We start from the raw sequence: 11073 nt of genomic DNA on the forward strand, positions 1-11073 counted from the left end.
CCCGCGGTTGATAAGGGCGCACTGCCGTTTCCTTATCGGCTCCCGCGGTTACTCTTTCGCGCATGAGACTCCATCACGCGTTGGCAATCGGCATAGCCGGGGTTCTGGTGCTTGGTGGATGTTCGGCCGGGGCCAGGCCCGCAGACACGGCACTGATCGAACCGCAGGCCTTTTCGGGGACGGTCACCGTCGACGCGGTCATGGGCCATCTCGATCAGTTCGGCAAGATCGCAGCTGCCAACGGTAATACTCGGTCCACGGAAACCCCGGGGTACGACGCCAGCGTCGACTACGTCGCAAACCTGCTCGAAGACAATGGTTTCGACGTGGAAACCCCGGAGTTCGCGTTCAGCTCCTTCGACCCGGGAACCGAGCTGTTGACCTCCTCAGGCGGAGTCGACTTTCCGGTCCGCGCATTGACCTACTCGACGTCCACCGGACCGGACGGGATCACCGCACGCGTCGTGTCGGTACCCGCAGACGAGACACCAGGTTGTGAAGCCTCCGACTACGACGGGCTCGATGCTGCGGGAGCTATCGTCCTCGTCACCCGCGGGGTGTGCCAGTTCGGCGCCAAGCAGACCATCGCAGCAGATCAGGGCGCCGCTGCACTGTTGGTGGTCAACAACGAAGACGCGATGTTGGGCGGCGGAACCCTGGGCGATCCGGATATTGCGCGGATTCCCACGGGAGGCATCAGCCTGTCGTCGGGGCAACAGCTTGCCTCAGAGGGCGGTGACGTCACTCTGGTGCTGGACACGGTCACCACCACAACACGCTCGCGCAACGTCATCGCGCAGACGAAGACCGGATCAAGCAGCGACGTTGTCATGGTGGGCGCTCACCTGGACAGCGTTCCCGAGGGGCCAGGTATCAACGACAACGGCAGTGGCAGCGCGGCCATTCTGGAGACGGCGCTGCAGCTCGGTAGTTCGCCGGACATCACCAACGCGGTGCGGTTTGCGTTCTGGGGCGCCGAGGAACTGGGCCTCGTCGGCTCGACCGAGTACGTTGCCGGGCTCAGCCCGGAGGAACAAGCGGCCATCGCGCTGTATCTGAATTTCGACATGCTCGGCTCACCCAACCCCGGATATCTGGTCTACGACGGTGACAATTCGGATGGTCTCGGCGAAGGTCCTGGCCCGGAAGGCTCCGCCGGTATCGAACGCACCTTTGTCGACTATCTCGGCGGTCGCGGAATTCCGGCAGAGGGAACCGACTTCGACGGACGATCCGACTACGGCCCGTTCATCGAGATCGGAATTCCGGCAGGCGGCGTGTTCAGCGGAGCCGAGGAGCTGAAAACCGTCGAGCAGGCACTGAAATGGGGCGGCGAGCCCGGCGTGAGTTTCGATCCGAATTATCACACCGCCTTGGACAATCTCGACAACATCGATCGGGACGCACTCGCCGCGAATTCCGCTGCGGTGGCGTTTGCGGTGGCAACGTATGCGCAGGATATCGGGGGCCTCAACGGAGTTCCGGTAGGCGAGGCCAGAAGCTTGGCTCGAACCCGGTGATCATGAGGCGCGCGGTGAGCAGCTCTAGGTTACTCTCGAGTAATGAGCGATCCGATCCCGAGCGAAGTACCCGGTGACGTGCGCGATGCCGCTCCTTCCGGCGTCCGCTCGGTCATCGGATCGGTGCTCAACACCGCGTCGGATCTGAACGGACACCAGCAGATCGTCGAGGCGCTACGACGTGTACGTCGGTTGCTTCCGGGCGACCCGGGGTTCGGCGACCCGCTCTCCCTGTCGGGGCCTGGCGGCGCCCGGGCGGTGGCACGCGTCGCCGATCGTTTTCTCGACCACAAACCGGCCGCTACCAGGGAAATGAGCCTCGGCGCGTTGCAGGTGTGGCAGGCGGCCCTCGAGAAGATGGGCCGAGGCCGTGGTGATCAGGAACTGACTATCGTCTTCACGGACCTCGTCGGTTTCTCCACGTGGTCGCTCCACGCCGGCGACGGGGCGACGCTCGCGCTCCTGCGGGCGGTCGCGCAGGCTGTCGAAACACCCATCACGGATCGCTACGGTCACGTCGTGAAACGGATGGGCGACGGACTCATGGCAGTGTTCACCAGCCCAGACGCGGCAGTGGCCGCGGTCTTCGCGGCGCAGGAAGCCCTGGCGCAGGTCAACCTCGACGGCTATCGGCCCAAGATGCGCGTCGGCCTCCACACCGGAACACCCCGGCAACTGGGCGACGACTGGTTGGGTGTCGACGTCACCATCGCCGCCCGGATGATGGGATTGGGCGGCGACGGCAACGTCATGATGTCTGCGGCAACTCTCGAAGAACTTGCGCCGGGAACCCTCGAAGAGCTGAACCTGGAGATCCGTCCGTGGCGCCGCGGATTCTTTGCGACGACGCCGAACGGAGTACCGCAGGATCTGGGTATCTGGCGCGTGTGGCAGGCCTGATACTCCTACATTTCGAGCCGCCACAACGGTGACACGGGGCCGTGACCGGCTCCGAGGTCGTACGACGCCTCGAGGCACTTGGTCACCCATTCCTTGCCGAAGGCGACGGCGTCGGGAACCGAATAACCGTGTGCCAGAGCGCACGTGATGGCAGCAGCCAGGGTGTCGCCGCCGCCGTGATCGTTGCCGGTCGCGATGCGGGGACTGCTGAACTCGAGGAAAGTGTCACCGTCGAACAACAGGTCGGTGCTCATGTCCGAGGTGCGCAGGTGTCCACCCTTCACGATGGACCACTGAGCGCCCAAACCGTGAAGGGCCTCGGCTGCGCGACGTGCGGTGGCGTCGTCCTGGACGTCGATGCCGGTGATCAACCGAATTTCGTCGAGGTTCGGTGTCACAACAGTTGCGGCGGGGATAAGGACGTTGCGGACAGCGTCGAGCGCTTCCGCGTGCAGGAGAGGATCGCCGTGCATCGACGCACACACGGGGTCGACGACAAGCGGGATCGGCCGGTCGCGGCCGATCCCCACCTCCGCGGCAACCGCAGCTACCGCTTCGATGATGGTTGTCGACGCCAGCATGCCTGTCTTGGCGGCGCCGATGCCGATATCCGAGACCACAGTCCGCACCTGATCGGCGACGACCTGCGGCGGAATCTCGTGGAAACCGCTGACGCCCACCGAATTCTGCACGGTGACGGCCGCAACGGCCACGCACGCGTGGACGCCGCACATTGCCATCGTGCGGGAGTCGGCTTGGATGCCGGCGCCGCCGCCGGAATCGGTGCCGGCAATGGTAAGGGCACGAATCGGCGTCTGGCCGGAGGGCGTCAGGGGAAGCAGGTTCACGTCGGAGAGCCTACCGATCGGACCTGGGGAAACCCCAGTTCGGTCCGGGCAGGTTCGGTTTCCAGGAGGTCCGCGTACTGACGGACGTCCGCCGAGATCCGCATCGAGCAGAATTTCGGACCGCACATCGAACAGAAATGCGCAGTCTTGGCGGGCTCGGCCGGAAGCGTCTCGTCGTGGAATTCTCGTGCCGTATCCGGATCGAGCGACAACGCGAACTGATCCAGCCAACGAAACTCGAAGCGCGCCTTGGACAGTGCGTCGTCCCGGGCCTGAGCGTTGGGGTGTCCCTTGGCGAGGTCCGCAGCGTGCGCGGCAATCTTGTACGTGATCACCCCGGTTTTCACGTCGTCGCGGTTGGGCAGGCCGAGGTGCTCCTTGGGGGTGACGTAACAGAGCATCGCGGTTCCGGCCCGCGCGATCATCGCCGCTCCGATGGCCGACGTTATGTGGTCATAGGCAGGCGCGATGTCCGTCGCGAGCGGTCCGAGTGTGTAGAACGGCGCCTCGTCGCACAGTTCTTCCTCGAGGCGGACGTTCTCTTCGATCTTGTCCATGGGAACGTGTCCCGGACCCTCGATCATGACCTGGACGCCCGCGGCTTTCGCGATCTGGGTGAGCTCGCCCAGCGTGCGCAACTCCGCGAATTGCGCGCCGTCGTTCGCGTCGGCGATCGAACCGGGGCGAAGACCGTCACCGAGGGAGAACGTGACGTCGTAACGCCGCAGGATCTCGCACAGTTCGTCGAAGTGGGTGTACAGGAACGACTCCTGGCGATGGTGCATGCACCACGCGGCCATGATCGCGCCGCCGCGAGAAACGATTCCCGTCACTCGGTTGGCGGTCAGAGCGATGTAGCCGATTCGCACACCCGCGTGGACGGTCATGTAGTCCACACCCTGCTCGCACTGCTCGATTACCGTGTCGCGGTAGATCTCCCACGTCAGGGCGGTGGGGTCACCGTTGACCTTCTCCAGTGCCTGATAGATCGGAACCGTGCCAACCGGAACGGGTGAGTTGCGCAGAATCCACTCACGGGTGAGATGGATGTCCTTGCCGGTCGACAGGTCCATGATGGTGTCGGCGCCCCACCGGATCGCCCACACCATCTTCTCGACTTCCTCTGCCACAGAAGATGTTACGGCGGAGTTTCCGATGTTTGCATTGATCTTCACGGCAAACTTCTTGCCGATGATCATCGGTTCCAGTTCGCCGTGTCGATGGTTGGCCGGGATCACGGCCCGGCCTCTGGCCACCTCGGATCGAATGAGTTCCGCGGAAACGCCCTCTCGGACAGCGCAATACCGCATCTCCGGAGTGATCACGCCGGCTCTGGCGCATTCCAATTGTGTCGAATCTCGTGCACTCCGCTCCCACGCGTCGCGCGTTCTGGGGAGGCCGCGGTCGAGGTCGATCGTGGCGGCGGTATCGGTGTACGGACCTGACGTGTCGTACAGATCCAGATGCTCACCAGTGGTGAGGGTGACGCGTCGAAGCGGGATCCGGAGCGAATCCGATTCGAGATAGTGCTTGCTGCTGCCCTCGATCGGGCCGGTAGTCACAGCTGCCACGCCGTGGACAGCCTTGTTGGGGACAGTCTTGTTGACAGACTTCTCGTGCATTAATGCGCTCCCTACGCCGGCATTACCCGGTCAGGTTCATCCGGTCGACGGCCCTAGCCGTCCTCTCAGCCCGCTGGTGCGAGCCCCCGTGGTGGTTGTATGAAATTTTGTGCGCGTGCGCTCACAACGGCACCGGGCGACTGTATCTCAGTACCGAAAGAAAATCTCGGTGCGATTGCGGTCGGGTCGTTCTCGGTGCGAAAATTGGGCGATCCCGGGACAGCGTCGTCGGCAACTGTTTCTATGAGTGTCATGGATCACAGTTTGGGTACCGTGCGTGCAGCAGTGGAGGTTTCCACCATGAACAACTCCGCCATGAATAACACCGACATCACGCTGATCGACAACCCGTCACATGAACGGTTCGAATTGCTCGCGGGCGACGAACTGGTCGGCATCCTCGGCTATCGCGACGAAGACGAGATCCTTGGGTGCGGCGACGAAGCCGGCGATGTGGTGGCGTACATGCACACTGTCGTCAAGGAAGAGTACGGCGGCCAGGGAATGGCAGCCGTATTGGTGCAGTTCTCGATGGATTGCGCCCGCGAACGTGAGTGGTCGGTTCGCCCGGTGTGCTCGTACGTGCAGCGATACCTCGGCGAGCATCCCGAATATCTCGATCTGCTCGTCGAGGACTGACCGCGCCGCTCCCGCTTTTCAGGAACCCAGCTGTGCGATCACAGGGGCGTGATCGCTGGCGCCCTTGCCTTTACGCTCGTTCCGATCGATTTCGGCTGACTCGACGCGAGCCGCCAGTGCGGGCGAGCCGAGAATGAAGTCGATGCGCATTCCCTGCTTTTTAGGGAAGCGGAGCTGCGTGTAGTCCCAGTACGTGTACACGCCGGGACCGGGAGTGTGGGGGCGGACCACGTCCGTGAAACCGGACGAGATGAACGCGTCGAAAGCAGCGCGCTCGGCCGGCGACGTATGAGTCTTGCCTTCGAAGACAGCGGGATCCCAGACGTCCTCGTCGGTGGGTGCGACATTCCAGTCGCCGACGAGGGCGATCTGCTCGTCCGGGTTCTGCTTCAGCCAGCCTTCGGCGTCGTCGCGCAGCTTGGCGAGCCAGTCCAGCTTGTACGCGTAATGGGGATCGTCGAGTTCACGGCCGTTGGGAACATACAGGCTCCACACCCGCACCCCGCCACACGTCGCGCCGATCGCGCGGGCCTCGCGCACCTGCTCCGCTTCGGGGTCCTTGGTGAAGCCCGGCTGATCCTCGAAGCCGATCTGCACGTCGTCGAGACCGACACGCGAGGCGATGGCAACGCCGTTCCACTGGCTGAGTCCGACGTGAGCGACCTTGTAGCCGATCTCCTCGAAACGTTCGTACGGGAACTGCTCGTCCTTGCACTTGGTTTCCTGCATCGCCAGGACATCGACGTCGGATCGGTCGAGCCAATCGATGATCCGGTCGGTACGGGCACGGACGGAGTTGACGTTCCAGGTAGCTATGCGCACGCGGGCAAGCCTAGCGTCAGGCACCGACAGGCGCGGTGGCGTACCGGTAGCGATGATGTTCGACGAAGCCGAGCGAGCGGGCTGTCGCGACTGCCGCGGTGTTGTCTTCGGGAACGGCCAGGTAAGCATGGGTTGCGCCCTGGATTCGACTCCACCCGAGCAAGTCAGTGCAGATCAGAGTGCCGATTCCGTGCCGTCGGTGTGCATCCGCCACCGCGAGATCGAGTAGACCTGCCCACCGACGGCCGTCGGGCGCGTCGCTGACGGCGGCTCGTGCCGAAGCCAGGATCATCGTGTCGGCGCTGCCGATCGTTCCGGTGGCCACGCGCATGAGGGAGTCCCCGGCGCGAGCGTCGTCGATGGTGGTCGTGAACTGTGGCGGCGTCGGGGCTACGTTGTCGAGGTCGGCGGCAAATATGATGCCCTCGCCGCCGGAAATCCACGTGGGTGGGGCAATTCCGAGGCGGTCGGGCAGCATCAGAGTGGTCGGACGTCCCCGATCTGCGAACCAGGAGCGGATGGCCGCCAGCGTTTCCGGGGTTCGCGACGCACTGCCGCCGGGTTCGCCGAGGGGGAGTGCCGAGTCCATGTCATGGGGCGAGTGCCCGATGCGCAGCAGCCAACCGTCGATCCGAGCCTGCTCGGTTCCCGGCGAACCGGCGGCCGCCGCGATCTCGAGGTTGCGGATGTCGCCCACCCGAATGGGCCGCGCTGCAAGAACTTTGAGCGCGATTACCTGATCCGCCGATACGGTGACAACACGCCCGTCGTTGCCGCGAACCGTGATCGGGTCCGCGGATTCGAGGGTGCCGATCACGTCGGTCATCGGATGCGAGTAGCCGGGTGGGAGCTTGTACCGCAGCACCACCCGGCTACCGATCGAGATGGGCAAATGTCTCAGTCTTCGTCGTCGTGGCCGAACGGATCGTCGACCGTACCCGGAGTCCAGGTCAATCCGGGCTTACCCCAACCGGACTGCTTGATGGCCTTCTTCGCGGCGCGCGCATTCCGGCCGATCAGAACGTCGGTGTACAGGAAGCCGTCGAGGTGGCCGGTTTCGTGCTGGAGCATCCGGGCGAAGAATCCGGTGCCTTCGTACTCGACAGGGTTGCCGTCGGCGTCGGTTCCGGTGACCTTGGCCCAGTCGGCGCGGCCGGTGGGGAACTGCTCGCCGGGAACGGAAAGGCAGCCTTCGAAGTCGTCCTCGGGATCGGGCATCGTCTCGGGGATTTCCGACGTCTCGAGGACGGGGTTGACCACAACTCCGCGTCGGCGGGTGTCGCTACGATCGTCACCTGGGCAGTCGAACACGAAAAGACGCAGCGAAACACCGACCTGATTGGCCGCGAGGCCGACGCCGTTGGCGGCGTCCATCGTCTCGTACATGTCGGCGATCAGTTCGGCGATTTCCGCCGGAGACTGCGTGACCGGCTTTGTGGGCTCGTGCAGTACCGGGTCGCCGACGATTCGGATGGGGAGGATAGCCATGGCGTCAAGGATAGTGCGGCGCGCCCGCGTGGTTATCGCGGCCCGCCCGATACCTCGTGGTTCAATGGTTGCTGAAGAACAACGATGTGATTTGTTGCTCGGTCGGGCCACGTACCCGGGGGAACGCGGGCAACAGGGGGACACAGTCTCACTGACGGCGAATACAGCAGTCGAGGAGTGACATGGACAGCGCAGTTGCGCGTAGTCGAAGCCGGACCGATGGCGCCGAGGTCGAAGATGCTGCGGGCGTCAGCTCTGCCGGAATCAACGATGTCGGCGAAGACGGGCTTACTCGCCGAGAACACGACATTCTTTCCTTCGAACGCCAATGGTGGAAGTACGCCGGCGCGAAGGAAGTAGCGATCAAAGAGTTGTTCGACATGTCGGCAACCCGCTACTACCAGGTGCTCAATGCACTCGTTGATCGCCCCGAATCGTTGGCGGCCGATCCGATGCTGGTCAAACGCCTGCGCCGGTTGCGTGCCAGCCGGCAGAAGGCCCGGGCGGCTCGTCGCCTCGGCTTCGAAGTGACCTGAAGCCGCAAAACCTACACACAAACCTCTGTCGATGAACGGTCGAACCGCCCACTGGCGATAGGGTCGAGAGTGTGAGTACCCCGAAAGAGCAGCCGTCCGGACCACCCCTACGCGCTATCGCCATGGTGCTGATCGCCCTCGCGATCGTGTTCATCGGGCTCGGTGCGGCGTCACTCGGCGGTTCCGATTCCGACACCACGGCGGCCGAGCAGACCGAGACGAGCGCGCCGGCCGCAACCACAACAGCGGTTGCCCCCGTGACAACAGCACCGGCTGCCAAAACCGGCACCGACTCCGCGGAAACCACGACGACACGCCCGTCCGCGACCACGACATCAGCCGGCGCGTCGGTGAGTGTCGATCCGTCGACTGTCAGTGTCCGGGTGCTCAACAACAGCACGGTATCCGGGCTCGCAGCAGGAACCGCGGAAGAATTGACCGCTGCGGGTTGGAACGTCGAGGAGACGGGTAACTACAGCGAAGGAACGGTGAGCACCACCACGGTGTACTACGGATCTTCCGCGGCAGAGAAGGCAGCGGCGCAGCAGATTGCCGCCGAACTCGGTGTGACGGCAGAGCCGCGATTTGCCGGTATCGCAAGCGCGTCGCCCGGTGTGATCGTCATCGTCACGTCCAACTGACCCGTCGGTTCGGACCACCCGTCGGGTCTGTGTACTACTCACGCCGTTATGATCAGTTGCACTTCCTCGCCACCCAAAGGAGCGGTTCGATGGCCCCCAGCAGCACCCGGCGTATGTCCTGGCGCGTCGTTGCCCCCGTAGTCGCACTAGCCGCTTTCGGCTTGACTGCCTGCAGTAACAACGAAGAGCCCAGCAACGTCCCCGGTACAACTCCGCCTGTGTGGACGGGTGCGGCCGACCCAAGCGCGCACGAGAGCGAAAGCCACGGAGCGTCGTCGACTGCTCATGCCGGTAGCTCCGCAACCGAGACGGTTACCGCAACGTTGAACGGCGCAGACGGCAGCAAGGTCGGCACTGTCACGTTCACGCAGGAAGGTAGTGACGTCAAGGTCACCCTCGATGCAAAGGGCCTGACGCCGGGCTTCCACGGCTTCCACGTTCACCAGATTGCCAAGTGCGAGACCAACTCGGTTGCGCCCAGCGGCGGCGAGCCGGGCAACTTCCTCTCGGCCGGCGGACACTTCCAGGCAGAGGGCCACACCGGCCATCCCGCCAGCGGCGACCTGACGTCCGTACAGGTTCTCGAGGACGGCTCGGCCACCCTCGTGACCACCACCGATGCGTTCACGGTCGATCAGCTGGTGGCTAACGGCGGCACGTCCGTCATGATCCACGCAGGTGCCGACAACTTCGGCAACATCCCGACGCGTTACGCGCCGGCGCCGGATCAGCAGACCCTCGATACCGGTGACGCCGGCGCACGCGTTGCGTGTGGTGTCATCACCGAGAGCTGATCCTGCTCTGAGTTCTGTATCACTTCGGCAACTACCACGCAGTAGCCAGCACGGTGTTCTCGCGATCATTGTGGTTGGATTCTCTGCGTGGTAGTTCCATTTCCGGGTTCGCCGCGTCCGACGCTGGGCGTGGAGTGGGAGATCGCCTTGGTCGATCGTGTGACCAGAGATCTCTCCAATACAGCTGCCGAGGTGTTTTCGGCGGTCGAGGAGCTTGCGGGCTCCGAGACTCCGCACATCACCAAGGAGTTGCTGCGCAACACCGTCGAGTTGGTGACGGGCATTCACGACACGGTCGGCGAAGCCATGAGCGATCTCGATGCGTCCCTCGACCTGTTGCGCCGGGCCGCGGATCCGCTGGCCGTCGACCTCATCTGTGCGGGTACCCATCCGTTTGCCCAGTGGTCCACCCAGTTGGTCACGCGCACGCCTGATTACGACGAGCTGATCGAGCGCACGCAGTGGTGGGGCCGGCAGATGTTGATCTGGGGTGTGCACGTCCACGTCGGAGTGTCTTCGGCGGATCGGGTGTTTCCCATCATCAATGCGCTGTTGCAGCGGTACCCGCATCTGTTGGCGCTGTCGGCGTCGTCGCCGATGTGGGCCGGTGTCGATACCGGCTATGCGTCCAACCGGGCACTGATGTTCCAGCAGTTGCCGACGGCGGGTCTGCCGTACCAATTCGAGAGCTGGGCCGAGTACGAGTCGTTCATCGACGACCAGATGAAGACCGGCGTGATCACCAAGATCGGTGGCATGCATTGGGACATTCGTCCGGCGCCCAAGTGGGGAACCATCGAAGTCCGGGTGTTCGACGGGGTGTCGACGCGCGCGGAACTGGGCGCGCTGGTCGCATTGGTTCACTGCCTCATCGTTGATCTCGACCGCCGCCTCAGCGCGGGGGAGACGTTGCCGAACATGCAGCCGTGGCACGTGAAGGAAAACAAGTGGCGCGCAGCCAGATACGGTCTCGACGCCGAGATCATTCTGGACTCGGCCGCAAACGAATGTCTGGTCACCGACGACTTGGAGCGACTGCTCGAAGATCTCACGCCGATCGCGGTGTCGCTCGGGTGCGCGGACGAGTTGGCATCCGTCGCCGATATTCCGCGCCGCGGAGCGTCGTACCAGCGTCAACGACGCGTCGCGGAAGCTCACGGTGGAGATCTGGTGGCAGTGGTCGACGCGTTGGTCGCAGAGTTGGGTACGTGACGCGCCGCTGAGCAGTTCGGACAAACAGTTCATTTGTCTAGACGCCGTCCA

The 11073-nt window shown here is 63.9% G+C and carries 12 protein-coding genes; 7 read left to right on the plus strand and 5 right to left on the minus strand.

From position 1 onward, the window contains the following. Nucleotides 1-62 precede the first annotated feature (62 nt). Together RG2_RS02830 and RG2_RS02835 are read left to right on the plus strand one after the other, a co-directional pair. Entirely contained in the window at nt 63-1520 is a 1458-nt protein-coding gene (locus RG2_RS02830; protein WP_174557325.1) for a M28 family peptidase, read from the plus strand. A 42-nt stretch (nt 1521-1562) separates the two neighbouring features. After that, a complete protein-coding gene (locus RG2_RS02835) occupies nt 1563-2420 on the plus strand; it encodes an adenylate/guanylate cyclase domain-containing protein (protein WP_033235608.1) in 858 nt (285 codons plus the stop codon). A 5-nt stretch (nt 2421-2425) separates the two neighbouring features. Here RG2_RS02835 and thiD read toward each other — a convergent pair whose 3' ends face one another. Beyond that, nucleotides 2426-3268, minus strand: coding sequence for a bifunctional hydroxymethylpyrimidine kinase/phosphomethylpyrimidine kinase (gene thiD, locus RG2_RS02840; protein WP_033235607.1), 843 nt, complete (start codon nt 3266-3268; stop codon nt 2426-2428). Beyond that, nucleotides 3265-4890 carry a phosphomethylpyrimidine synthase ThiC gene (thiC, locus tag RG2_RS02845; protein WP_051730621.1) on the minus strand — a complete coding sequence of 542 codons (1626 nt, stop codon included), beginning with the start codon at nt 4888-4890 and terminating at the stop codon, nt 3265-3267. Before thiC ends, thiD begins: the two co-directional genes overlap by 4 nt. 243 nt (nt 4891-5133) lie before the next feature. Between thiC and RG2_RS02850 the strand changes: the two genes are divergently transcribed. After that, a complete protein-coding gene (locus RG2_RS02850; RefSeq protein ID WP_371851292.1) occupies nt 5134-5529 on the plus strand; it encodes a GNAT family N-acetyltransferase in 396 nt (131 codons plus the stop codon). An 18-nt stretch (nt 5530-5547) separates the two neighbouring features. Here the strand turns inward: RG2_RS02850 and RG2_RS02855 are convergent, their stop codons facing one another. From RG2_RS02855 to RG2_RS02865, 3 genes are read right to left on the minus strand one after another with little or no spacing between them, the layout of a single operon-like run. Continuing rightward, entirely contained in the window at nt 5548-6351 is an 804-nt protein-coding gene (locus RG2_RS02855) for an exodeoxyribonuclease III (protein WP_033235606.1), read from the minus strand. 16 nt (nt 6352-6367) lie between these two features. Continuing rightward, nucleotides 6368-7243, minus strand: coding sequence for a GNAT family N-acetyltransferase (locus tag RG2_RS02860; RefSeq protein WP_033235605.1), 876 nt, complete (start codon nt 7241-7243; stop codon nt 6368-6370). Nucleotides 7244-7248: 5 nt separating this feature from the next. Further along, the gene (locus RG2_RS02865) at nt 7249-7839 is read right to left on the minus strand and encodes a peptide deformylase (RefSeq protein ID WP_033235604.1); all 591 of its coding nucleotides are present in this window, start codon (nt 7837-7839) and stop codon (nt 7249-7251) included. Nucleotides 7840-8021: 182 nt separating this feature from the next. Here RG2_RS02865 and napA point away from each other — a divergent pair, with 182 nt between their 5' ends. The 4 genes from napA to RG2_RS02885 all read left to right on the plus strand — a co-directional run bounded on the left by napA (nt 8022) and on the right by RG2_RS02885 (nt 11022). Beyond that, nucleotides 8022-8375: a nucleoid-associated protein NapA gene (napA, locus tag RG2_RS02870; RefSeq protein WP_033235603.1), complete on the plus strand. Its 354-nt coding sequence runs from the start codon at nt 8022-8024 to the stop codon at nt 8373-8375. Nucleotides 8376-8446: 71 nt separating this feature from the next. After that, a complete protein-coding gene (locus tag RG2_RS02875; RefSeq protein ID WP_033235602.1) occupies nt 8447-9016 on the plus strand; it encodes a LytR C-terminal domain-containing protein in 570 nt (189 codons plus the stop codon). An 89-nt stretch (nt 9017-9105) separates the two neighbouring features. Further along, nucleotides 9106-9810 carry a superoxide dismutase[Cu-Zn] gene (gene sodC / locus RG2_RS02880; RefSeq protein ID WP_033235601.1) on the plus strand — a complete coding sequence of 235 codons (705 nt, stop codon included), beginning with the start codon at nt 9106-9108 and terminating at the stop codon, nt 9808-9810. Between the two features lie 87 nt (nt 9811-9897). Further along, entirely contained in the window at nt 9898-11022 is a 1125-nt protein-coding gene (locus tag RG2_RS02885) for a glutamate--cysteine ligase (protein ID WP_033235600.1), read from the plus strand. Nucleotides 11023-11073 lie beyond the last annotated feature (51 nt).

Origin of the sequence: Rhodococcus globerulus NBRC 14531 (genome assembly GCF_001894805.1) — a bacterium.
GTDB lineage: Bacteria > Actinomycetota > Actinomycetes > Mycobacteriales > Mycobacteriaceae > Rhodococcus_F > Rhodococcus_F globerula.

Coding starts and splice junctions, on each gene's coding strand:
- RG2_RS02830 (WP_174557325.1), top strand. CDS start 63: ATGAGACTCCATCACGCGTTGGCAATCGGCATAGCCGGGGTTCTGGTG.
- RG2_RS02835 (WP_033235608.1), top strand. CDS start 1,563: ATGAGCGATCCGATCCCGAGCGAAGTACCCGGTGACGTGCGCGATGCC.
- thiC (WP_051730621.1), bottom strand. CDS start 4,890: ATGCACGAGAAGTCTGTCAACAAGACTGTCCCCAACAAGGCTGTCCAC.
- RG2_RS02850 (WP_371851292.1), top strand. CDS start 5,134: ATGAGTGTCATGGATCACAGTTTGGGTACCGTGCGTGCAGCAGTGGAG.
- RG2_RS02865 (WP_033235604.1), bottom strand. CDS start 7,839: ATGGCTATCCTCCCCATCCGAATCGTCGGCGACCCGGTACTGCACGAG.
- napA (WP_033235603.1), top strand. CDS start 8,022: ATGGACAGCGCAGTTGCGCGTAGTCGAAGCCGGACCGATGGCGCCGAG.
- sodC (WP_033235601.1), top strand. CDS start 9,106: ATGGCCCCCAGCAGCACCCGGCGTATGTCCTGGCGCGTCGTTGCCCCC.